The organism is Amycolatopsis echigonensis (assembly GCF_002846615.1).
Taxonomy (GTDB): Bacteria; Actinomycetota; Actinomycetes; order Mycobacteriales; family Pseudonocardiaceae; genus Amycolatopsis; species Amycolatopsis echigonensis.
Window position 1 is genome coordinate 1 of sequence record NZ_PJMY01000003.1, and the last position, 23,071, is coordinate 23,071.

General features: G+C 69.7%; 19 protein-coding genes and 1 pseudogene. 12 read left to right on the plus strand and 8 right to left on the minus strand.

The window, feature by feature from the left end; translation table 11 throughout:
- Positions 1 to 475: pseudogene (locus tag ATK30_RS04500) on the plus strand (hypothetical protein); the annotation flags it as partial.
- Between the two features lie 124 nt (positions 476 to 599).
- On the opposite strand, the gene ATK30_RS04505 reads toward ATK30_RS04500, so the two are convergent.
- Positions 600 to 2,225 (minus strand): acyl-CoA synthetase, encoded by a 1,626-nt coding sequence (locus ATK30_RS04505; RefSeq protein ID WP_101434466.1) that lies wholly within the window; start codon positions 2,223 to 2,225, stop codon positions 600 to 602.
- Positions 2,226 to 2,421: 196 nt separating this feature from the next.
- On the opposite strand from ATK30_RS04505, the gene ATK30_RS04510 reads away from it, so the two are divergent.
- A complete protein-coding gene (locus ATK30_RS04510; protein WP_101434467.1) occupies positions 2,422 to 4,116 on the plus strand; it encodes a bifunctional 3'-5' exonuclease/DNA polymerase in 1,695 nt (564 codons plus the stop codon).
- 152 nt (positions 4,117 to 4,268) lie between these two features.
- Positions 4,269 to 4,667 (plus strand): hypothetical protein, encoded by a 399-nt coding sequence (locus ATK30_RS04515; protein WP_244194513.1) that lies wholly within the window; start codon positions 4,269 to 4,271, stop codon positions 4,665 to 4,667.
- Between the two features lie 3 nt (positions 4,668 to 4,670).
- Here ATK30_RS04515 and hrpA read toward each other — a convergent pair whose 3' ends face one another.
- The 3 genes from hrpA to ATK30_RS04530 all read right to left on the minus strand — a co-directional run bounded on the left by hrpA (position 4,671) and on the right by ATK30_RS04530 (position 10,173).
- Positions 4,671 to 8,495 (minus strand): ATP-dependent RNA helicase HrpA, encoded by a 3,825-nt coding sequence (hrpA, locus tag ATK30_RS04520; RefSeq protein WP_463672415.1) that lies wholly within the window; start codon positions 8,493 to 8,495, stop codon positions 4,671 to 4,673.
- 126 nt (positions 8,496 to 8,621) lie between these two features.
- A complete protein-coding gene (locus ATK30_RS04525; protein WP_101434469.1) occupies positions 8,622 to 9,815 on the minus strand; it encodes a cation:proton antiporter in 1,194 nt (397 codons plus the stop codon).
- 40 nt (positions 9,816 to 9,855) lie between these two features.
- Complete coding sequence (locus tag ATK30_RS04530; RefSeq protein WP_101434470.1) at positions 9,856 to 10,173, minus strand: hypothetical protein; 318 nt, start codon at positions 10,171 to 10,173, stop codon at positions 9,856 to 9,858.
- Between the two features lie 290 nt (positions 10,174 to 10,463).
- Between ATK30_RS04530 and ATK30_RS04535 the strand changes: the two genes are divergently transcribed.
- Entirely contained in the window at positions 10,464 to 11,315 is an 852-nt protein-coding gene (locus ATK30_RS04535; RefSeq protein ID WP_101434471.1) for a chitosanase, read from the plus strand.
- Between the two features lie 220 nt (positions 11,316 to 11,535).
- On the plus strand, positions 11,536 to 11,862 hold the full coding sequence (locus ATK30_RS47385) for a L,D-transpeptidase family protein (protein WP_244194514.1): 327 nt from the start codon (positions 11,536 to 11,538) through the stop codon (positions 11,860 to 11,862).
- Here ATK30_RS47385 and ATK30_RS04545 read toward each other — a convergent pair.
- The 3 genes from ATK30_RS04545 to ATK30_RS04555 are packed head-to-tail and all read right to left on the minus strand — an operon-like array spanning position 11,828 to position 13,991.
- Entirely contained in the window at positions 11,828 to 12,811 is a 984-nt protein-coding gene (locus tag ATK30_RS04545) for a PHP domain-containing protein (RefSeq protein ID WP_101434472.1), read from the minus strand. The genes ATK30_RS47385 and ATK30_RS04545 overlap by 35 nt on opposite strands.
- An 18-nt stretch (positions 12,812 to 12,829) precedes the next feature.
- Positions 12,830 to 13,333: a metallophosphoesterase family protein gene (locus ATK30_RS04550; protein ID WP_101434473.1), complete on the minus strand. Its 504-nt coding sequence runs from the start codon at positions 13,331 to 13,333 to the stop codon at positions 12,830 to 12,832.
- 4 nt (positions 13,334 to 13,337) lie between these two features.
- Positions 13,338 to 13,991, minus strand: a complete 654-nt coding sequence (locus ATK30_RS04555) for a GntR family transcriptional regulator (RefSeq protein WP_101434474.1) — start codon at positions 13,989 to 13,991, stop codon at positions 13,338 to 13,340.
- A gap of 119 nt (positions 13,992 to 14,110) precedes the next feature.
- On the opposite strand from ATK30_RS04555, the gene araD reads away from it, so the two are divergent.
- Together araD and ATK30_RS04565 are read left to right on the plus strand one after the other, a co-directional pair.
- Entirely contained in the window at positions 14,111 to 15,829 is a 1,719-nt protein-coding gene (gene araD / locus ATK30_RS04560; protein ID WP_101434475.1) for an L-arabinonate dehydratase, read from the plus strand.
- Positions 15,830 to 15,920: 91 nt separating this feature from the next.
- Positions 15,921 to 17,696, plus strand: coding sequence for a VanW family protein (locus ATK30_RS04565; RefSeq protein WP_101434476.1), 1,776 nt, complete (start codon positions 15,921 to 15,923; stop codon positions 17,694 to 17,696).
- Here ATK30_RS04565 and ATK30_RS04570 read toward each other — a convergent pair.
- Positions 17,680 to 18,357, minus strand: a complete 678-nt coding sequence (locus tag ATK30_RS04570) for a TetR/AcrR family transcriptional regulator C-terminal domain-containing protein (protein ID WP_101434477.1) — start codon at positions 18,355 to 18,357, stop codon at positions 17,680 to 17,682. The two genes, ATK30_RS04565 and ATK30_RS04570, sit on opposite strands and share 17 nt — an antisense overlap.
- A gap of 79 nt (positions 18,358 to 18,436) precedes the next feature.
- On the opposite strand from ATK30_RS04570, the gene ATK30_RS04575 reads away from it, so the two are divergent.
- From ATK30_RS04575 to ATK30_RS04595, 5 genes are all read left to right on the plus strand, one after another.
- Positions 18,437 to 18,994, plus strand: a complete 558-nt coding sequence (locus tag ATK30_RS04575; protein WP_101434478.1) for an ester cyclase — start codon at positions 18,437 to 18,439, stop codon at positions 18,992 to 18,994.
- A 42-nt stretch (positions 18,995 to 19,036) separates the two neighbouring features.
- Positions 19,037 to 19,807, plus strand: a complete 771-nt coding sequence (locus ATK30_RS04580; RefSeq protein ID WP_101434479.1) for an ABC transporter ATP-binding protein — start codon at positions 19,037 to 19,039, stop codon at positions 19,805 to 19,807.
- Positions 19,783 to 21,369 carry a hypothetical protein gene (locus tag ATK30_RS04585; RefSeq protein WP_101434480.1) on the plus strand — a complete coding sequence of 529 codons (1,587 nt, stop codon included), beginning with the start codon at positions 19,783 to 19,785 and terminating at the stop codon, positions 21,367 to 21,369. The genes ATK30_RS04580 and ATK30_RS04585 overlap by 25 nt, the downstream gene beginning before the upstream one ends.
- An 81-nt stretch (positions 21,370 to 21,450) precedes the next feature.
- Complete coding sequence (locus ATK30_RS04590) at positions 21,451 to 21,810, plus strand: YciI family protein (RefSeq protein WP_101434481.1); 360 nt, start codon at positions 21,451 to 21,453, stop codon at positions 21,808 to 21,810.
- Complete coding sequence (locus ATK30_RS04595; RefSeq protein WP_101434482.1) at positions 21,807 to 23,000, plus strand: RNA polymerase sigma factor; 1,194 nt, start codon at positions 21,807 to 21,809, stop codon at positions 22,998 to 23,000. Before ATK30_RS04590 ends, ATK30_RS04595 begins: the two co-directional genes overlap by 4 nt.
- Positions 23,001 to 23,071: the final 71 nt, after the last annotated feature.

Sequence of the window (23,071 nt, forward strand, 5' to 3'; positions counted from 1 at the left end):
CGCGGTCACCTCGCGCGCGGTGTTCCAGTCCGGTGCGGACGGTCAGGACCGCTGGCTGCTGGTGTACGCACAGGGCGACGCGACCGCGGTGCCCGATCTGCAGCCGGTGCGCAACTGCCGCGTCGGCCGCGCCGAAGTCGACGACGACCACGGAATCCTGGTGGCCGAACTGCTCTTCGACCGCGCACTGGAACGCGGCGAGACGCACCTCATCGAGTACACCCTGCGCAACTCCGGGCCGCCGTACCCGCGATGCCGGTCGACGCACTACCGGGAATTCCGCCGCCCGGTCCGCGAATACCTGCTGGAGGTCCGCTTCGACCCGACCGCGGTGCCCGCGCGGTGCTGGCAGTACGCGAACGCCACCGACGAACCGCCCGCCCGCCGCCGGCTGCGGCTGGACAGCGGCAACGGCGTGCACGCGGTCGCGCTGGACTTCGGGCCGGGGATTTTCGGCATCGGCTGGGATTCGTGAGCCTGGCTGCTCGATCGCGGCCGGAGCGCGCCGAAGACGCCGGGAAGGCAGCGGCGGCACCGGTCCATCAGCCGAAATCCGTGCTCGCGCGGCTCCTTGCCTGCCGGGCTTTTCCTCACCCCGCTCAGCTCAGCTTGTTCCGCAACACTTTCCCGGTCGCGTTGCGCGGCAACTCGTCCAGGAACTCCACATCCCGCGGCACCTTGTAGCGCGCCAGGTTCGCCTTCACGTACTCGCGCACGCCGTCCTCGTCGAGCGTCGAGCCCTCGGTCCGCACCACGAACGCCTTGAGCCGCTCGCCGAAGTCCGCGTCCTCGACCCCGATCACCGCCGCCTCGAGGACGTCTTCGCGTTCCACCAAGAGGTTCTCCACCTCGATCGGGAACACGTTCTCGCCGCCGGAGACGATCATTTCGTCGTCGCGGCCGTCGATGAACAGCAGGCCGTCCTCGTCGAAGTGGCCGACGTCGCCGCTCGAGAGCAGGCCGTCGATGATCTCCTTGTTGCGGCCGTCGGTGTAGCCGCCGAAGCTGAGCCCGCTGCCGACGAACACCCGTCCGGTCACGTGCGGCTCGGTGATCTTATTGCCGTGTTCGTCGTACAGCGCGACGCGGCAGCCGACCGGCGCGCGGCCGACCGTGCCCGGCGCGCGCTTCCAGTCCTCCGGCGTGGCGACCGTCGCCACCGCTACTTCCGTGGAGCCGTACAGGTTGTGCACAACGTCGCCGAACTCCTCGTTCGCCCGGTTGCCGAGATCCGGCGACAGCGCGGACCCGGCGACGAAGATGATCCGCAGGCATGAGGTGTCGTAACGGTCGCGGACTTCCTTCGGCAGGTCGACGATCCGCTGCAGCATCGTCGGCACCAGCACGAGCGCGGTGCACCGGTGCGTCGCGACGCCCTTCAGCGTGGCCTCCGGGTCGAACTTCCGGCGCATCACCACCGTGCAGCCGAGCGCGAAGCTGAGGATGAACTGCGACAGCCCGGTGCCGTGGAACAGCGGCGCGCCCATGAAGGTCGCTTCGCCGGAGCGCAGCGGGATGCGGTCGAGGAACTGCGCCGAGGCCAGCGCGGACGTATGCGGTCGCGGCGCGCCCTTGGGGGTGCCGGTGGTGCCGCTGGTGAGCAGCACGAACCCGCCGGGCTTGGCGGGCGCGGGCAGCGGCCGGTCGTCGGTGCTGGCGATGATCTCGGCGAGCACGGGGATCTCGTGCCCGCCCGGCTCGTCCACCCACGCGAGGTAGCGGTCGACGTTCTCGTCGATCGCGTCGAGCAGGCCGGTGAACTCCTGGTCGTAGACGAGCGCGGTGACGCCCTCGCGCTTGGCGACGTCGGCGAACTGCGGTTTGGCGAAACCGGTGTTCATCAGCAGCAGCCGCGCGCCGAGCTTGCCCGAGGCGGCCATCGTGAGCACGAGACCGCGGTGGTCGCGGCACAGCGCGGCGATCACCGAACCGGGGCCGAGGCCGCGCTGCGACCAGGCGCGGGCGAGCGCGTTGGACTGGTCGTCGAGCTGCTTGAACGTGAGCGGGCCGAGGTCGTCGACGATCCCGACGGCCGCCGAATCGCGCCGGGCCGCGATGTGGTTCGCGCCGGCGAACGGGCCGTACTTGCGGATCGCGACGAGGGATCGCAAGCCCTCGTCGAGGCGGGGAAACGGCACCAGCCCGGCGCGGCGCATCACCTCGACGCTGCGCACGGTCTCGGTCAGCTTCCCGGACACCTGGCCGGCCAGCTCGGCCACACTCATCCGGGCACCTCCATTGCTGCGGCGGGAGCGCCCACGCCGACGGTCTCCGTACCGCCGGTATGGGAGTTACTCGACAGTAAAGCAAGGCCCGGCCGCGCACCAGTGCCCGGCCGGGGAGGAATCTCCCGCACCGGTCGCTGAGCCTCCGCGAGCCGGGCGGGCGAAAATTGTCGGTGGTGGTCCGCACAATGTGACAGTGCAGGTGATCACCGGCCGGGAGGAGGACTCCGGCTACACGATCGAGGGCCCCTCGAGGACTCTCCGCGGGCTTTCGCGCGCCGACTGGGTCGACGAGGTGCGCCGGCTGGAGGCGGCCGAGAGCCCGCGCTGGGTGCTGCCCTCGGCCGAGGAGATCTATCCCACGCTGATCAAGGCCGGGGTGCGGCTGGGCCGGTGCCACGACCTGTCGCTCGCCGAAGGGCTGCTGCTCGCCTACGAGGGCCGGGAGGGCGAATCGCGCAGTTTGCGCGCCGCGTGGGCCCGGGCGAACGGGGACGAACCGCCCGACGACGGCCCGGCCTTCGGCGAGGACGCGCAGCCCACGCTGTTCTCCCCGCGCGGCCCCGGCCTGCCGCCGGGAGTCACGGTCGCCGCGGCGGCCCGGCGAGTACTGGCCGAACAGGAGAAACGCGTCGCCGCCACCGAGGCTCCCGCCCGGATGCGGCTGCTGCTCGCGGCCGAATCGGCCAGCGCGCTGGCCGCCGCGGAAATCTCCGCCGCCGGGCTGCCCTGGCGCGCCGACCGGCACCTGCGGTTGCTGGAAGAACGGCTGGGGCCGCGCGTACCCGCTGGTCAGCGCCCGAAAGCACTCGTCGACCTCGCCGCGAAGATCTCGGACGCCCTGGGCGGACGGCCGGTCAACCCCGACTCCTCGGCCAGCGTCGTCCGCGCACTGGCCAGGGAGGGCATCGAAATCCCGGCGGCGCGGAAGTACCTGCTGCAGGAGATCGACCACCCCGCGGTCGCGCCGCTGCTGGAGTACAAGGAACTGTCGCGGCTGCACTCGGCCAACGGCTGGGCGTGGCTGGACGAATGGGTCACCGACGGACGCTTCCGCCCGCACTACGTGGTCGGCGGGGTGGTGTCCGGCCGCTGGGCCACCCGAGGCGGCGGGGCGCTGCAGATCCCGCGCGCGCTGCGCTCGTGCGCGTCCGCGGACCCCGGCTGGAAACTGGTCGTGGCCGACGGCGCGCAGCTGGAACCGCGCGTCCTCACCGCCCTGTCCGGCGACCGTCGCCTGGCCGAAGTCGCCGCGGCCACCGATTTGTACGCACGCTTGGCGGAAGCCCTGTTCTCCGGTACCCGCTACGTGCCGCTCCGCCCCGGAGACACGCGAGACGACCGCTCCCGCGCGAAGATCGCCATGCTGTCCGCGATGTACGGCGGCACCTCCGGCGAGGCCGGGCCGCTGCTTGCGTTGCTGCGCCAGCGTTTCCCGGATGCGGTGTCCTATGTGGAGCGTGCCGCCGCGGCGGGCGAGCGAGGCGAACGAGTCCGGTCCCGGCTGGGCCGCACCTCCCCGGCCCCGTCCGCCGCCTGGCGAGCGTTGACCGGCGGACTCACCGAGGACGAGGCAACGGAAACCCGCGCGCGACGAGCGTCCCGCAGCTGGGGCCGGTTCACGCGGAACTTCGTGGTGCAAGCCAGCGCGGCCGACCTGACGGCGGTCCTGCTGGCCACCCTGCGCGGCCGGCTGCCCGCACCGGCGCATCTGGTGTTCTTCCTGCACGACGAGGTGATCGTGCACTCGCCCGCGGAACTGGCGGACGAGGTCGCGGCGATCGTGGAGGCGTCGATCCAGGAAGCCGCCCGCCTGGTCTTCGGCGAGGCCTGCCCGGTGCGGTTCCCGATGCACGCGAAACCGGTGGACACGTATGCGGAGGCGAAGTGATCAGCTGACTCAGGGTTCCCAGCTACCACATGGCGGCATTCGGGAAATCCATTGGGGGGAACGCGCAGTTGCCGTCGGTCGCGCTTGCCGCGAGACGTTCCACCGCAAAGGCGCTATCCAGAAGCCGAGAATGATCAGTACCGTCGTCCGCCATGGTGGGGAGAAAAACAAAACGCGAGTTCGGCACCTTCTGGAGCTTTCTTGCCTTTGTCGCTGTCGTGGCCCTGTGGACAATCCCGGCGTTAGGGCCGGGCGTCATCGCCGTTCTATCCGCGTTCGTGGTGCTGTATTGCCTCTTCCAAGCACCGACCTGGTGTTGTGCCAGCACCCGGAAGAACGAGTTCTGCCGGAACAACGCGAATGGCATCCTGCTCGGTTGTCATATCCGGCAGCACAAGTGGCAAAAGTTGAAGATGGCGTTCAGAGAGCAGCGCGCGGCGGAGGCATTGCGCAAGATGCTCAGCAACATCAGCGGTGTGGCCGCCTCGCTTTCCGCGGTCGCGGGCACGATTTCAGCGAGCGCCGCCACGGTCACGCTCCTGGTGAAGTGATCCTCAGGCCAGTGCGTCGTCCAGCGCCTTGGTGATCCGCTTCAACGACACCGGATGCGCCGTCCCCAGCGTCTGTGCGAAGAAGCTCACCCGAAGCTCCTCGATCATCCACCGCACTTCCGCCAGCGCCGGCGAGGACGTGCCCGGCGGCAACGCGGCCACCGCGTCCTCGTACTCCTTCGTGATCCACGCGACGTCAGCCATGCGCTGCAGGTCCCGGGTCTGCTCCAGCGGCAGCTTCTCCAGCCGCCGCTCGATGCCGCGCAGATACCGGACCACGTTCGGCAGGCGGTCGGCACCGGTCTCGGTCACGAAGCCCGCGTGCACCAAACCGTCCAGCTGACGCCGGATGTCCGCCAGCGATTCGGCCGGGCCGCGAGTGTCCGCAAGGCGCGTTTCGACGTCGATGGCCGCGCGCAGGATCCGCTCGACCTCCGTCAGCACCTCCAGCACCTTCGGGTTCAACCCCGCCCGCACCTTCTCCAGCAGCGCGGCGAAACCCGCCTCGTCCCAGGCCGGGCCGCCCGCGGAGGCCATCAGCGCGTCCACGGCACAGTCGACGCAATCCTCCAGCAGGCTCGCGACGCTGCCGTGCGGGTTGCGGTTCAGCACGAGCTTCGAGGAGTTCGACAGCGACCGCGTAATGAACTTCATCGGCGAGTTCAGGTTCAGCCGCAGCATCCGCCGGGTCCCGGCCCACATCGCGTGTTGCTGTTCGGCGGGCGTGTCGAGCAGCCGCACGGCCACCGACTTGCCCTCGTCCACCAGCGCCGGGTACGCCTTCACGTCGTGGCCGCGCCGGGTCGAAGCGAACACCTTCGGCAGCTCGCCGAACGACGGCTGCACCAGGCCAGCCTTCTCAATGCTGTTGGCCGCCTTGGAAATCGTCTCCCGCACACGCGGCGCGAGCCGACGCTTCAGCTCGTCCAGATCCTTGCCCTCGGCCACTCGCTTACCGCGCTCGTCCACCACGCGGAAAGTGATCCGGAGGTGGTCCGGCACCGCCGAGAGGTCCCACGCCGAATGCGGAATGTCGATGCCGCGCATCGCGTGCAGCTCGTCGCCCAGGATGTCGAGCAGCGGACCGTCCGAAGGGGACATGCGCGTCAACGCGTCCGCGGCCGTGTCGGGAGCCGGGACGAAGTTGCGGCGCAACGCTTTCGGCAGCGACTTGATCAGCTGCGTCACCAGTTCGCCGCGCAGGCCGGGCACCTGCCAGTCGAAGCCGTCCGGCGTCACCTGGTTCAGCACCGGCAGCGGGATGTGCACGGTCACGCCGTCGGCGTCCGCGCCGGGCTCGAACTGGTAGGTCAGCTTGAAGACGTGCGTGCCCTGCGTCCACGAGTCCGGGTAGTCCGATTCGCGGACCGCGCCCGCGACCTCGTTGATCAGCATGGACTTCTCGAACGACAGCAGGTCCGGCTCGGTCCGCCGCGCCTTCTTCCACCAGCTGTCGAAATGCCGCACGGACACGACGTCCTCGGGCACGCGCGCGTCGTAGAACTCGTACAGCGTCTGGTCGTCCACCAGGATGTCGCGCCGCCGAGCGCGGTTCTCCAGGTCCTCGACCTCGTCCAGCAGCGCGCGGTTCTCGGCGAAGAACCGGTGGTTCGTCTGCCAGTCGCCCTCGACCAGCGCGTGCCGGATGAACATCGCGCGCGAGATCTCCGGGTCGATCCGCCCGTAGTTCACCCGCCGGTCGGCGACCAGCGGCACGCCGTACAGCGTCACCTTCTCGGTCGCTATCACCGCACCCTGCTTGCGCTCCCAGTGCGGCTCCGAATACGAGCGCTTCACCACGTGCTGCGCGAGCGGTTCGACCCAGTCCGGCTCGATCCGCGCGTTCACCCGGCCCCACAGCCGCGACGTCTCCACCAGTTCGGCCGACATCACCCAGCGCGGCTGCTTCTTGAACAGCGCCGAACCTGGGAACACCGAGAACCGGGCCCCGCGTGCGCCGAGGTAGTCGCCCTTCGCCGGGTCCTTGAGCCCGATGTGCGACAGCAGCCCGGAAATCAGCGCCGTGTGCACGTGCTGCGGTTCGGCGGGCGTGGTGTTCAGCGTGATGCCGAGCGGTTTGGCGAGCTGGCGCAGCTGGCCGAAGATGTCCTGCCACTCGCGGATCCGCAGGTAGTTCAGGTACTCGGTGCGGCACATCCGGCGGAACTGGTTGCCGGACAACGTCTTCTGCTGTTCGCTGACGTACTCCCACAGCTTGAGGTAGGAGAGGAAGTCCGACGTCGGATCGGCGAACCGGGCGTGCTGCGCGTCGGCGGCCTGCTGCTTTTCCGCCGGCCGTTCGCGCGGGTCCTGAATGGACAGCGCGGCGGCGATGATCATCACCTCGCGCACGCAGCCGTTCCGCGCGGCCTCCAGCACCATCCGGCCCATCCGCGGGTCCACCGGCAGCAGCGCGAGCTTGCGGCCGACCTCGGTGAGCTTCGAGGAATCGCCCGCCTCGAACGCGCCGAGTTCCTGCAGCAGCTGCACGCCGTCGGTGACCTGGCGGCGGTCCGGGGGCTCCACGAACGGGAACGCGTTCATGTCGCCCAGCCCGAGCGAGGTCATCTGCAGGATGACCGACGCCAGGTTCGTCCGGAGGATCTCCGGATCGGTGAACTCCGGCCGCGACTCGAAGTCTTCCTCGGAGTACAGCCGGATGCAGATGCCGTCCGAGGTTCGCCCGCACCGGCCCTTGCGCTGGTTCGCCGAGGCCTGCGAAATCGCCTCGATCGGCAGCCGCTGGACCTTGGTGCGGTGGCTGTAGCGCGAGATGCGCGCGGTGCCCGGGTCGATCACGTACTTGATCCCGGGCACGGTCAGCGACGTCTCGGCGACGTTCGTGGCCAGCACGATCCGCCGCCCGGTGTGCCGCTGGAACACGCGGTGCTGGTCGGCCGCGGACAGCCGCGCGTACAGCGGCAGCACCTCGGTGTTCCGCAGCTCCAGCCGGTTCAGCACGTCCGCGGTGTCGCGGATCTCGCGTTCGCCGGAGAGGAACACGAGGATGTCGCCGGGGCCCTCGCCGGACAGCTCCTGGACCGCCTCCGCGATCGCCTGCGTCTGGTCGCGGTCCGGGTCGCCCTCGGGGTCGTCCGGGTCCACGAGCGGGCGGTAGCGCACCTCGACCGGGTAGGTCCGGCCGGAGACCTCGACGATCGGCGCGTCGTCGAAATGCCGCGAGAACCGCTCCGGGTCGATCGTCGCCGAGGTGATGATCACCTTCAGGTCGGGGCGGCGCGGCAGCAGCTGCTTGAGGTAGCCGAGGATGAAGTCGATGTTGAGGCTGCGCTCGTGCGCCTCGTCGATGATCAGAGTGTCGTACTGGCGCAGCATCCGGTCGGTCTGGATCTCGGCCAGCAGGATGCCGTCGGTCATCAGCTTGACCAGGGTGTCCTGGCCGGACTGGTCGGTGAACCGGACCTTGTAGCCGACGGTGTCGCCCAGTTCGGTCTTCAGTTCGCTGGCGATCCGGTCGGCGACCGTGCGGGCGGCCAGCCGGCGCGGCTGGGTGTGCCCGATCTGCCCGCGTACGCCGCGGCCCAGCTCGAGGCAGATCTTCGGCAGCTGCGTGGTCTTGCCCGACCCGGTCTCCCCGGCGACGATCACGACCTGGTGGTCGCGGATCGCGTCGCCGATCTCGTCCTTCAGCCTGCTGACCGGCAGCTCGGCGGGGTACTCGATCTTCGGCACGCTTTCGCGGCGCTGCTGCACGCGCAGCAGCGCCGTTTCGACGTCGGCGGCGATGCGCTCAGCCGTCTGCTGCTTGTCGCGAGACCGGCGCGCGCCGTCGAGACGACGGCGGAGCCGGTGCTCGTCGCGCAGCATCAATTCGGGCAGCTGGGCGCGCAGCTCTGCGAGGGGAGATGGAGTGGACATACTTGGGCCAAGGATAGCCGTGCGTGACCGTCGTGGCTTCCGAATATGCCGCGAGTGACAGCCCGGCCGCCCGGCTCACGCCACCGGGGCCGGGCGCGGCCGCACGAGCTTCGCCGGGAGCAGCCAGGTCAGCCGGTCCGAGCGGAGCACGGCGAGCGGTCCGATCACGGCCAGGAGCAGCACATATCCGGCGACGAACGGGGCCACCCGCGCGTCCAGGCCGGCCGCGGTCGCCATCGTCGCCAGGACCAGCGAGAACTCGCCTCGGGTGAGCACGGTCAGGCCGATGTTCACTCCCTCCTGCCGGTCGAAGCCGTGCAACCGGGCGGCGAAGGCACCGGCGGCGAGGTTCAGCACCAGCGTGAGCACGACCGCGGCGAGCACCGGGAGGACAACCGTGCCGACCGCGCCCGGGTCGATCGACAGCCCGAAGATGAAGAAGAACAGCGCGCCGAACGCGTCCCGCAACGGCAGCACCAGTTTGTGCACCCGCGGCGCGACCTGGGAATTGCCGAGCATCATGCCGACCATGAACGCGCCGATCGCGTCGGACACGCCCACCTCCTCGGCCACCGCGGCGCCGAGCACGGCCACGCCGACGAAGCAGACAGTGAGCAGTTCGTCGTCCGCGGAACCGAACAGCCGCGACACCAGCCGTCCGCCCCAGCGGGCCAGCGCGGCGAGCACGAGCAGGAAGCCGAACGCCTTGCCGAAGTCGGCGAGCGCCGCGCCGAAGCCGTCGGCACCGCTCAGCACCGGCTGCAGCAGCGCGAGATACAGCGCGAGGAAAAGGTCTTCCAGCACGATGATGCCCATGATGAGCCGGGATTCCCGGTTGTTCATCCGCCGGGTTTCCAGCAGCAGTTTGGTGACGATGGCCGAGGACGAGATGCCGATCGCGCCGGCGATCACCAGCGCCTCGCGCGCGCCCCAGCCGAGCGCGAAGCCGAACGCGAGCCCGCCGCCGACATTCAGCACGAGGTAGGCCAGCCCCGCGCCGGCGAGTCTGGCGCCGCCGCGGGCGAGGTCGTCGAGCGAGAACTCCAGTCCGAGATAGAAGAGCAGGAACACGAGACCGAGCCCGGCCAGCACGCCGAACTCGGCTGGATCGTCCACAAGGGACAGTCCGGGGGTGTGCGGGCCGAAGACGAAACCGGCCAGCATGAACAGGGGAATCGTGGGCAGCCCGATCCGGGCGCCGACGCGGGCGAGGGCGCCGGCGGCGAGAAACGCGCCGCCGACGGCCAGCAAAGCATGACCGTTGCTCATGAAATCCTCCGAAAGCCAGGCACAGGCGGGGAACGAGTACTCAGCGATCAGGAGGGGCGCGCGCCGCGGCGGACGCGGGTGCGCGGTCCAGTTCGACCGGCGGTGCGGCGGCGAACGGAACGGTGCGCCGATCAGGCCGGGCGAGGCGGATCTCGCCCGGGGTGTCGGCGAGCGGCAACGGGTTCGCGGCGACGAGATGCGGGCCCTGTTCCTGGACCAGGGCCGGTTCGGGGTCGTGCGGTTTCGGGCCCGCCGATCCCGGACCGGGGACGGCCACGCCGAGCAGGAGCAGCGCGGCGAGCAGCAGGACGAAGATGGACCGGTGCCGCGGCGCGGGAGCGGCGGCAGCAGTCGTCATCTCGCGTCGAGTTTACCATGTCTTTAATGTGCGTCGAGCACTCTGCACGAGTCCACAATGGACACTGTATCGCCGGAACCTCCCGCCTCCGGCCGTTCTCCGGAAATCCACAGTGTCCACAATGGACCTACGATGTTCACATCCGTGAAATCTCAGCACATCCCTTGCCCCGCCGGTTCACGCTCGGTTATCGTGACGCTACGCCGCAGCATTACCCGGAACCGGTCCCTCGCGAGAGGATTCGCCGGTCCGGCCGCCTTGCCCACGTACCGCGGAAAGGGATTCCCTTCATGCGCAAGACGATGCGGCCCGCTCTGGTCGCCGGTCTCACGGCTGCCTCAGCCCTCGCCCTCGTGCTCGGCACTCCCGCTGTCTCGGCCGCCGCCGTGCCCGCCCCGCTCGCCGCTTCGGCGTCGTCCGTGCTCGGCTCGGGCGGTGACCTCGCGTCTCCGGAAAAGAAGGAGATCGCGATGGAGCTGGTGTCGAGCGCGGAGAACTCGTCGCTCGACTGGAAGAAGCAGTACTCCTACATCGAGGACATCGGCGACGGCCGCGGCTACACCGCGGGCATCATCGGGTTCTGCTCCGGAACCGGCGACATGCTCGAATTGGTGCAGGCCTACACCAAGTCGGTGCCGGACAACCCGCTGGCGAAGTTCCTGCCCGCGCTGGAAAAGGTCAACGGCTCCGCTTCGCACGAAGGTCTCGGCTCGGCCTTCGAAAGCGCGTGGAAAGAGGCCTCGGCCACGAAGGAATTCCAGGCCGCGCAGGACAGCGAACGCGACCGCGTTTACTTCGATCCGGCAGTGAACCAAGGAAAATCCGACGGTCTCGGCGCGCTCGGCCAGTTCATTTACTACGACGCCATCGTGATGCACGGCCCCGGCACGAGCACCGACAGCTTCGGCGGCATCCGCGACGCCGCGCTGGCGAAGGCCAAGCCGCCGGCCCAGGGCGGCGACGAAACCGCCTATCTCAAGGCGTTCCTCGACGCGCGCAAGGTGGTCATGAAGAAGGAAGAAGCACATGCGGACACGTCCCGCGTCGACACCGAACAGCTGGTGTTCCTCAACGACGGCAACCTCGATCTGCACACGCCGCTGAAGTGGAAGGTCTACGGCGACCCGTACGAGATCAGCTGAACCCGCAGCAGGTTCTCGCGGTCAGCGCACGCAGCGCGTCCGCGTGGGACCACGACGGCGACCGCTGGGTACGGGCACTCGGTCCGTACCCAGCGGAGGTCGGCGCGCAAGGAATCGGCGTCGCACGCGAAGGGCTTTCCGTTACCTCGGCCGGAATCTGGTCGCTCACCGAGGCCTTCGGCATCGCCCCGAACCCGGCACCCGGCTCCCCTACCGCCAAGTGACCACTTCGGACTGGTGGGTGTCCGATGTGCACTCTCCGCTGTACAACACGCATTACCGAGGCGAGTCAGGTCCGTTCGATGAAACCGCCGGAGAGAATCTCGGCGCCGCGGGACCGGCGTACGCGCATGCGGTGGTGATCGACTACAACCGCTCGCCAGTCGTGCCCGGTGCCGGTTCGGCGTTCTTCCTGCACGTGGCGACCGGCGGGCCGACCGCTGGCTGCGTCGCCCTGGCACCCGGCGAGCTGCTCGCCGTCCTGCGCTGGCTCGATCCCGCGCGGAATCCCGTCATCGCAATAACTGATCGGCCGTCCGCGTGTTGACGATCCGGTCCGGCCCGATGCCCGCCTTTTCCGCGCGCTCGCAGCCGTAGACCTGCCAGTCGAGCTGGCCGGGCGCGTGCGCGTCGCTGTCGATCGCGAACTCGCACCCCAGTTCGACCGCCTGGCGCAGCAGCCGCATCGGCGGATCGAGCCGGTCCGGCCGCGAGTTGATCTCCACCGCCACGCCGTTCTCGCGGCACGCGGTGAACACCTTCTCCGAGTTGAACTGCGACTCCGGCCTGCCGCGTCCGCCGACCAGTCGTCCGGTGCAGTGCCCCAGCACGCGGACGTGCGGGTTTTCGACCGCCGCCAGCATCCGCGGCGTCATCTCCCGCGCCGGCATCCGCAGCTTCGAGTGCACGCTCGCCACCACGAAGTCCAGCCTGTCCAGCAGCTTCTCCGTCTGGTCGAGCGCACCGTCGTCGAGGATGTCGACCTCGATGCCGTGCAGGAGGCGAAACGGCGCCAGCTGCTCGTTCACTCGCGCGACTTCGTCCATCTGCGCCCGCAGCCGCTCCGCCGACAGGCCGCGCGCGACAGTCAGCCGCGGCGAATGGTCGGTGAGCACGATCCACTCGTGCCCCAGCTCGCGCGCTGTCTCGGCCATCTCGGCGATCGGGCTGCCGCCGTCGGACCAGTCGGAGTGCGTGTGACAGTCGCCGCGAAGCGCCGTACGCAGCGCACCGCCGTCGGGCAACGTGCTCGCTGGCAGCTTCGTCGCGTACGCGGGCGTACGGTCGTGCCAGGCGTCCTCGATGACCCCGGCAGTGGCTTTGCCAATCCCTTTCAACGCCTGAAGCGACTTCGCACTGACGCGCGACGCTAACTCGTCTTCAGACAGCCGGTCGACCACTGCGGCAGCCTGGCGGAAAGCACGCACGCGGTACGTCGGTTCACCGGCGCGTTCGAGCTGGAAGGCGATGTCGCGCAGCGCGCGGGCCGGGTCCATGACTCCTGTTTTACCCGCTCAGCCACGCCGAGGCAGCTCGTGCAGCTCGACCTCGCCGAGACGGCCGTCGCGGATCTCCGCGGTTTGGTACGTGCAGAACGGCTGTCGCCGCCGGTCCGTGGGCGAACCGGGGTTGAGCAGCCGCAGCCCGCCGGGCGTCACGGTGTCCCACGGGATGTGGCTGTGGCCGAAGACCAGCACGTCGACGTCCGGGTACAACGCGTCGCATCGGGCTGCGCGCCCCTTCGCGTCGCCGGTTTCGTGGACTACCGCGAGCCGGACGCCGTCCAGCGTCTCGCGAGCCACCTCGGGCAGGCGTTTCCGCAGTTCGGGACCGTCGTTGTTGCCGTAAACGCCGATCAGGCGGGCGCTGCGGGCTTCAAGCGAGTCGAGAGTCTCCACGTCGACCCAATCGCCCGCGTGCACCACGACGTCGGCCCGCGCGACCTCGTCCCAGACCTGCGCGGGAAGTTCCTTCGCGCGCTTCGGCAGGTGGGTGTCCGCGACGAGCAGCAACCGCACGCCGTCACTCCTCCCCAATCGCCTCGAGCACGTGGTCGAGGAACGCCGCGATGTGCGCGCGCAGCAGCTCGGCCGCGCCGTCCTCGTCGCCCTTCCGCGCGGCGGCGAGCACCGCCTTGTGCTCGTTCCATTCCTTGCGCCAGCTGGGCTTCGCGTCCCAGCCGACCACGGTGATCAGCGCGGCGCGATCGCGCAGGTCGTCCAGCATCGACACCATCAGCGGGTTGCCGCAGCCCGCGTACAGCGCGCGGTGGAACCGCCGGTTCAGCAGGCTCAACGTGGTCTGGTCGGGGTCGCCGCCAGACGCTTCCTTGAGGATCTGCGCGGCCTCGTCGAACGACGCGTGGTCCGACGCCCGCACGGCGCGGCGCAGCGCTTCCGGCTCCAGCACCATCCGCACGTCGTAGACCGACCGCGCCAGCTCCGCGTCGACCACGCACACCGACGCGCCCTTGTACGGGCTGAACGTGACCAGCCCGGTGTTGGACAGCACCTTGAGCGCCTCGCGCACCGGCGTCTTGGACACCCCGAGCCGCGCGGCCAGCTCCGCCTCCACCAGCTGCTGACCGGGCAGCAGCTCGCGGGCGAGAATGCCGCGCCGGATCTCCTCCAGCACCACCTCGGTGCGGGAGGCGGGGAGGCTGAACGTGGACGGCATGCCGACCCTCCTGGCTTTCGCGCTCGTCCCCGCACATTCAACCAGGCGGGCGTCTCCGAACGTCGACACGTACGATCATATATCAGATGCCATCCGTCGACCGAGAGGACAGCGCCGCGATGAAGGCACCCGAGGACCTGCGCAGCCACCGGTGGTTCGGCGGCGACGACCTGCGGAACTTCAGCCACCGCACCCGCGCCCGGCAGCTCGGCTACGAGCCGGAGGAACACCTCGGCAAGCCGGTGATCGGCATCCTCAACACCTGGAGCGACATCAACCCGTGCCACCAGCACCTGCGCGAACGCGCGGAGCAGGTCAAGCGCGGCGTGTGGCAGGCGGGCGGATTCCCGCTGGAGTTCCCGGTGGCGACGCTGTCGGAGACCTACCAGAAGCCGACGCCGATGCTGTACCGGAACCTGCTGGCGATGGAGACCGAGGAACTGCTGCGGTCGTATCCGGTCGACGGCGCGGTGCTGATGGGCGGCTGCGACAAGACCACGCCGGCGCTGCTGATGGGCGCGGCGAGCGCCGGTCTGCCGTCGATTTTCGTGCCCGCCGGTCCGATGCTGCGCGGAAACTGGCGCGGCGAAGTGCTCGGCAGCGGCACCGACATGTGGAAGTACTGGGACGAACGGCGCGCGGGCACGATCGGCGACCGCGAACTGGCCGAACTGGAACGCGGTCTCGCCCGCTCCCCCGGCCACTGCATGACGATGGGGACCGCGTCGACGATGACGTCCGCCGCCGAGGTCCTGGGGCTGACGCTGCCCGGCGCGGCCTCGATCCCGGCGGTCGATTCCGCGCACCACCGGATGGCCGCGGCGAGCGGCGCGCGCATCGTGGGCATGGTGTGGGAAGACCTCACGATCGCGAAGATCCTCGACGAGCGCGCGTACGCCGACGCGATCACCACCGTGCTGGCGCTCGGCGGGTCGACCAACGCGGTGATCCACCTGATCGCGATGGCCGGGCGCAGCGGGATTTCCTTGTCGCTGCAGGATTTCGACGCGATCGCGCGCCGCGTCCCGGTGCTGGCGAACATCCGGCCGGGCGGCGATTGGCTGATGGAGGACTTCTACTACGCGGGCGGCCTGCCCGGGCTGCTGTCCCGCTTGACCGACCTGCTGCACCTCGACCGGATCACCGTCACCGGGCGTCCGCTCGCCGACTCTCTCGCCGACGCCCGCGTGCACAACGACGACGTGATCCGCCCGCGCGACAACCCGGTCGCCAGCGAAGGCGGCGTCGCCGTGCTGCGCGGCAACCTCGCTCCCGGCGGCGCGGTGATCAAGCACATCGCCGCGGATCCCGCGCTGCTCACGCACACCGGTCCGGCGGTGGTTTTCGACAACTACGCGGACCTGAAGAAGCGCATCGACGACCCGGCGCTGGGCATCACCGCGGATTCCGTCTTGGTGTTGCGCGGATCCGGTCCGCTCGGCGGTCCCGGGATGCCCGAGTACGGCATGCTGCCGATCCCGGCGCACCTGCTGGAACAAGGCGTGCGGGACATGGTGCGGATCTCCGACGCCCGGATGAGCGGCACCAGTTACGGTGCCTGCGTCCTGCACGTGGCACCGGAATCGCATGTCGGCGGGCCGCTCGCGCTCGTCCGCGACGGCGACCTGATCACCTTGGACGTGCCCGCGCGGACGTTGCAGTTGCAGGTGGACGACGCCGACCTGGAGCGTCGTCGCGCTGCGTGGTCCGCCCCCGCGCCGCGGTTCGAGCGGGGTTACGGTGCGCTGTACGCGGAGCACATCACGCAGGCCGACGAGGGCTGCGACTTCGACTTCCTCGCCCGCGCAGGCGCCAATCCGGAACCGGACGCGGGGTGACCGGTTTGTTCCGCTGGGGGCAGTAGTCCGGCATGTCCGGCTCGGCCCGTACGCTGTGCCCCTGACCGCAGCGAATCGAAGGGGTCGTGAGGTGCAGTACGAACCGCGCTGGCCGGAAACCGACAGCGACCAGACCGACGTCTTGCCGGTCGTGCCGCCGGAGGAACCTCCGTCCCCGCCCCGGCGGCGCGGCCTGCGCAAGGCGGGCTGGATCAGCGGCGGCGTGCTCGCCGTGCTGGTCGTCGCCTACCTCATCGACCTGCTGACCAGCCAGGGCCGGGTGCCGCGCGGCGTCGTCGTGGCCGGCGTGGACGTCGGCGGGCTGGAGCGGCCGGTCGCCGAGCGCGAACTGCGCGGGAAGATCGAGCCCCGGCTCACCCAGCCGCTCACCGTCACCGCGGGCGACGCGCACACCAAGCTCTCGCCGACCGAGGCCGGGCTGGGGCTCGACTGGAGCGGCACCCTCGACCAGGCGGGCGACCAGCCGGTTAACCCCTTCGCCCGGCTCGCGTCGTTCTTCAGCACCCGGGAGCTGGGCGTCGTTTCGCACGTCGAGGCCGCCAAACTCGACCCGGCGCTCGAGGACCTGCGCGGCCGCGTCGACCGGGAGCCGGTCGAGGGCACTGTCCGGTTCGACGGCACCACGCCGGTCGCGATCCCGCCGCAGGCCGGGCAGAAGCTGGACGTCGCGGCGGCGCGGGCGAAGGTGCTGAGCGGCTGGGCTTCGGGCAGCGAGCTGACGCTTCCGGTCACGCCGACGCCAGTGCGCACCACTGCGGAAGGCGTCCAGCGCGCGCTGACCGAGTTCGCCAAGCCCGCGGTCTCCGCGCCGATCGTCGTCAAGGGCGAAGGCGCGGACGCGACGCTGACGCAGGAGCAGATCGCCGGAGCGCTCACGTTCGTGCCCGGCGACGGCGGCGGCCTCGCCCCGCAGATCGACCCGAAGAAGGTCACCGACGCGCTCGCGCCGCAGCTGAAGTCCACCGAGCAGGAGGGCAAGGACGCGACCATCGCGTTCTCCGGCGGAAAACCGGTCGTCGAGCCGTCCGCGGACGGCAACACGGTCGACTGGGAGCAGAGCCTCAAACCCCTGCAGAACACACTGAAGCAGACCGACGGCCGCGAGCTGAAGGCGATCTACAAGAAGGCGCCCGCGAAGGTCACCACCGAGCAGGCGGACAAGCTGGGCGTCAAGGAAGTCATCGGCGAGTTCACCACCGGCGGGTTCGCCGCCGACTCCGGCACGAACATCCGCGTGGTCGCCGAGAAGGTGAACGGCGCGATCGTGAAGCCAGGAGAAACGTTCAGCCTCAACGGGTTCACCGGCCCGCGCGGGCGTCCGCAGGGCTACGTCGAGGCGGGCGTGATCGAGAACGGCGCGCCTGCCCGCGAGGTCGGCGGCGGCATTTCGCAGTTCGCCACCACGCTGTACAACGCGGCGTACTTCTCCGGGATGAAGGACGCCGGGCACAAGGAACACAGCTACTACATCAGCCGGTACCCGGCCGCGCGCGAGGCGACGGTGTTCCAGAACCCGAACGGCGCCAGCGTGATCGACCTGAAGTTCACCAACGACTCGGACACCGGCGTCGCGATCCAGACCGTCTGGACGCCGTCGTCGATCACCGTGAAACTGTGGGGCACCAAGCGGTACACGGTCGAATCGATCCCCGGCGAGCGGACGAATCCGACGCCGCCGCCGACGAAACCGGGTCCGGCGGAGAACTGCCACGCGTCCAACGGCGCGCCCGGCTTCACCGCGACCGACACCCGGGTCCTGCGCGATGCCTCGTCGGGCCGGGAAGTTTCGCGGCACACCCGATCGGTCCGCTACAACCCGCAGCCGCAGATCACCTGCGGGGAGTAGCGAGCCGCTGCATCGTGGCGGCCACCGCCAGTTCGACGGCGAAGGAGAACTCCGCTTCGTGATCGCACCGCGCCAGATACGGCGCGGATTCGACGACGGCGGGAAGTCCGGTCCGCTCCAATTCCGCGCGGCGGTGGGCGATTCCGGCTTCGTCCGTGACACCGAACGCCGGTCCCGCGCCGGCTTCGCGCAGGAGCGAACCGACCACGACGGCCAGGAGCGACCTCAGCAAGTGTACTGCCTCTTCGGGGGACGCGCCTGCCTTGCGCAGCACCGAAAGCACCGCCTCGACCGGGGCGAGTGCGGCGATCGACGGTAACTGTCTGGTGAGGACCAGAGCCGCGGCCTGCGGGTGCGCGCGCGTTGCTTTCCGGAAGGACTGGGCGATCGCGCGGAGGTCGTCTTCGGGCTGTCCGGTCAACTCAGGGAGGTCGATCCCGCCGAGGACGTGTCCGGCGACAGCGTCGAGCAAGGCTTCTTTGCCGTCGATGTGGTGATAGAGGCTCTTCGCGTCCACGCCGAGGCGCTGCGCGACGGTCCGCATGCTCACCGCTGCCGCTCCGTCGGCGTCGACCACTTCCAGCGCGGCCGTCAGGATCGCCTCCCGCGACAGCCTGGCGTCTCCCTTGCGCGGGCGTCCCCGGCGGGTCGTGGTGTTCACGGCTCCATCATGGCGCACTTGCGTTAAACCCACAGCGTGGATTAAATTGCGGCTCCGCTGTCCTGGCTTGGAGGAACCCGTGGACCCGTTGGCCATCCCCGCGCCCGAAGTGCTGCGTGCCCGGCAAAAGCTCGTCCTCGACCACTTCCGCGACGAGGTGCGCCAGGAGTGGGACGACGTGCTGGCGACGTTCCCGCATCCGCACTACGAGATCGTCCCGACGATGACCGTGCACGACGGCGATTCCGCGGTACGCGGCTACTACGACGAAACGCGACGCGCTTTTCCCGATCAGGACCACGAAATCATCGCTCTCCGGCACAGCGCGGACGCGGTAATCGTCGAGTTCTGGCTTCTCGGCACCCATCGCGGACCGCTCGGGAAGATTCCGCCGACCGGACAGCGGTTCCGGGTCCGGATGACCGCGTACTTCATCTTCGACGCCGAGGAACAGCTGGTGTGCGAACGCATTTACTTCGACACGCTCACCATGCTCCGCCAGCTGCTTCGCGGTTACGACGTCAGGAAGCCCACCTCTTGGCCGAAGCTCGTTCGCGCGGTGCGCGGGCTGCTGGCGATGTCCAGTACCCCGGATCCGCGGCTTTCCGACACCACTCCGCCCGCTTTTTGTCGGTGACCCCGCGTACAGTCGTGCGCACACCACGGGAAGGGGGAACCGGTGTCCGACGACGCGGCCATGGGGCTTTACGGACTCACCAAACGGTTCGGGACCACGCTGGCAGTAGACGATGTGCGGCTGGAAGTGCCGAAGGGGTCGTTCTTCGGCCTCGTCGGCCCTAACGGAGCCGGGAAAACGACGTCGCTGTCGATGGCGGTCGGGCTGCTCCGGCCCGACGCCGGCGAGGCGCGCGTGTTCGGAGTGGACGTCTGGCGGGAACCGGAACGGGCGAAAAGCCTGATCGGCGTTCTTCCGGACGGATTGTCCATTCCGGAGCGGCTCACCGGGCGGGAACTGCTCACGTACATGGGCCTGCTGCGCGGGCTCGCGCCGGACACGGTCGCCGAGCGCGCCCAGGAACTGCTCGGCGTGCTGGAGCTGACGGACGCCGAGCGCACCCTCGTCATCGACTATTCCGCGGGGATGCGCAAGAAGATCGGCCTCGCGATGGCATTGCTGCACGGCCCTCGGCTGCTGGTGCTGGACGAGCCGTTCGAGGCGGTGGACCCGGTTTCGGCGTCCACGATCCGCACGATCCTGCAGCGGTTCGTCGCGTCCGGCGGGGCAGTCGTGCTGTCGAGCCACGTGATGGCATTGGTCGAGCAGTTGTGCAGCCACGTCGCGGTGATCACGCGCGGACGCGTCGTCGCCGCGGGCGCGGTGGCTGATGTGCGCGGCGAAGGCACGCTGGAAGACGCGTTCGTGCACATCGTCGGCGGGCGGACCGGTGGAGCGGAGGGGCTGGCGTGGTTGGCGTCCTCGTCCGACTGAAGCTGCGGGTCCTGCGCAATTCGCTGCGCGGGCGGCAGATCGCCGCAATGATCGTCGGCGGCCTCTTCGGTCTCCTGGCCGCCTTGTTCACGATCGGCGTCGCGGTCGTCCCGGTGCCGGAAGCCCGGATCACGGTCGACCTGCTCACCTCGATCTACGCGGTGTGGATGCTTGGCTGGGTGCTTGCGCCGATCGCGACCGGCGGCGGAGACGACACCCTGCGGCCGGAACACTTCGCGCTGCTGCCGATCGGCCGGCGCAAGCTGGCGGTCGGTCTGCTCGCGGCGAGCTTCGCCGGCGTCACCGCGCTGGTGAGCCTGCTGGCGTTCCTCGGGCTGGTGTTCTACGGGCTGCGGTTCGGCGTCGGCGCGGCGTTCGTCGGGCTCGTGTTCACCGTGCTGCAGCTGGCCTTCGTGGTGCTGTTGTACCGCGTGGTGATGGCCGCGCTCGGCGCGCTGCTGACGTCGCGCAAGGGCAAGGAGCTCGGCATCATCCTGGTGGCGCTCACCGGGTTGTCCGGCGTAGCGGTGAACTACGCGATGAACAGCCTCGGCCCGGCGATCGTCAGCGGCCGGATGCCCGGCTTCGTCAGTGTCGTGCACGCGCTGCCGTCCGGCTGGGGCACGCTCGCGGTACACGCCGCCGGAGTCGGCGAATGGGGCACCGTCGGCGGACTCTTCGCCGCGTTGCTCGGTGTCGTGGTGGTTCTGGTCGTGCTCTGGGGCGCGCTACTGGCCCGCCAGGTCACCACGCCGTCTTTCCGCGGCGCCTCCCGCACCCGCGCGAAGAGCACCCGCACGCGGCGCAGCCTGCTGCCCGCCACTCCGGTCGGCGCCGTGGCCCGCAAGGAGCTGTACACCTGGTGGCGAGACGCGCGCCGACGCGTCGCCCTGCTGTCGACGCTGCTCGTCGGCTTCGTCATCACGGTCGTGCCAGCCCTGTCCGGCGGCGGTGGCCGGTCAGCCATGCTGCCGTATTTCGGTGTCGCCGTGGTGATTTTCGCGTCCATGCAGTCCGGGAACCTGTACGGAATGGACGGCAGCGCCCTGTGGCACACGCTGGTCGTTCCCGGTGCCGAACGCGCCGACATCCGTGGCCGCCAGCTGGCGTGGGCATTGATCGTCGCCCCGGTGGCCTTGGTGCTGGCGCTCGTCCTGCCCGGCGTCACCGGCGTACCGGGCGCGTACCCCTGGGTCCTCGGCCTAGTCCCGGCAACGCTGGGCGCCGGCGCCGGGATCCTGATGCTGCAGTCCGTCTTCCTGGCCTTCCCGCTGCCAGATCAACGCCGCAGCGGCAGTCCCTGGTCGTCCGGCGGACGTCCCGGGTGCGCCCGCGCGGCGATGATGCTGGCGACCACGCTGCTCATCGTGCTCGGCGCGTTGCCGGTCGTGGCGCTGGGCGTGGCCGGGAAGCTGGCGGACCTGCCGGTGCTGCAGTGGCTGGGCATTCCGGCCGGGATCGCGACCGGCATCGCACTGGCGTGGTGGTGGGGTTCGCTCGCCCAGCAACGGCTGGCGACGCGGGGCCCGGAACTGCTGGCGACCGTCTCCAAAGAACGGTGACGGATTTTTCTTGCCGAGGTGTCGAATGGCGTCGCGCGCGTTCGTAGCCAGGGTAAGAGACCCTGGTGTGAGGAGTTCGCCATGAAGCAGTACCTGCTGGCCGTCCAGGCAGACGAGACCAAGCTGGAGACCGGCGAGGAGCTGGCCGCCCAGATGGCCCGCACCGGCAAGGTCACCGACGACATGAAGGCCGCCGGTGCCTGGGTGTTCGTCGGCGGATTGCGTCGCTCGCACGCCACCACGGTGGTCCGCCCCGCGAACGGCACCGTCACCATGACCGACGGCCCGTTCGCCGAAACGAAGGAGCAGCTAGCCGGCTTCTGGGTGATCCAATGCGCGGACCTGGACGAAGCCTTGTCCTGGGCCGACAAATGCGCGCAGGCCTGTGGCCGCCCTATCGAGGTGCGCCCGTTCGCGAGCGACCCAGAGGACGCCGCGTGACGCTCGACGCGGTCTACCAAGCCGAGTACGGCCGCTGCGTCGCGACCTTGACCCGCCTCCTCGGTGACATCGGTTTAGCCGAGGAGGCGGTACAGGACGCCTTCGCCACTGCCGTCACCGCCTGGGCTGAGTCGTGGCCAGCCAACCCAGGAGCCTGGATCGTGACCACCGCCCGAAACCGCGCGATCGACCGCCTCCGCAGGGAGTCGACGCGGGAGTCCCGCCATGCGCAAGCCCTGCTCCTCCACCAGCCCGACGAACCCGCGGAGGTGGGCCCCGTGCGCGACGACCAGTTGCGGATGATCTTCACCTGCTGCCACCCCGCGCTCTCTCCCCTCGCGCAAACGGCCCTGACCCTGCGCCTTCTGGGCGGCTTGGAAACCGCCGAGATCGCGCGCGCGTACCTGGTCCCGGAACCCACGATCGCGCAGCGCATCGTCCGCGCCAAAAAGAAAATCCGCGACGCGGGCATCCCGTACCGAATCCCCGACGAGGCCGCGCTGCCGGACCGCCTGGCTTCCGTTCTCACCGTCCTGTACCTGGTTTTCAACGAGGGCTACACCTCCACCTCGGGCCCTCTGGTGCGGACGGACCTTTGTCTGGAAGCCGTCCGCCTGACCCGTGCCCTGGCCGAGCTGATGCCCGACGAACCGGAAGTCCAAGGCCTGCTAGCCCTGCTCCTGTTGACCGAAGCCCGCCGCCCAGCCCGTGTCAGTTCCTCCGGCGAGCTGGTAGTGCTGCCTGAGCAAGACCGCTCCCTCTGGAACCAGGACCTGATCGCCGAAGGCCACGCCCTGGTACGGCAATGCCTGCGCCGCGGACAACCCGGTCCGTATCAATTGCAGGCCGCGATCAACGCCGTCCACACGGATGGCCCCGCGACCGATTGGCCGCAGGTTCTCGCCCTCTACGACCAGCTCCTCGCCCACACCCCGACCGCCGTCGTAGCCCTGAACCGCGCCGTCGCCGTCGCCGAAGTGCACGGCCCGGAGCTGGCGCTGGCCCTGGTGGACGAGCTAGACCTGCCCGGCTACCACCTGCTGCCCGCGACCCGGGCGGATCTCCTGTCCCGCCTGGGCCGCAGCGCCGAAGCTCACGCCGCCTATGGCGAGGCGATCGCGTTGGCTACCAACGAGACTGAGCGAACCTTTCTGGAAAAGCGCCAGTCCCGCCTCGCCGAGGATGCCTGAGTCCGCTCCTGCCGGATCCCAACGCCGACCTGCCGAAGCATGTGCCGCAGTTCGAATCGTCAGGTTTCCGC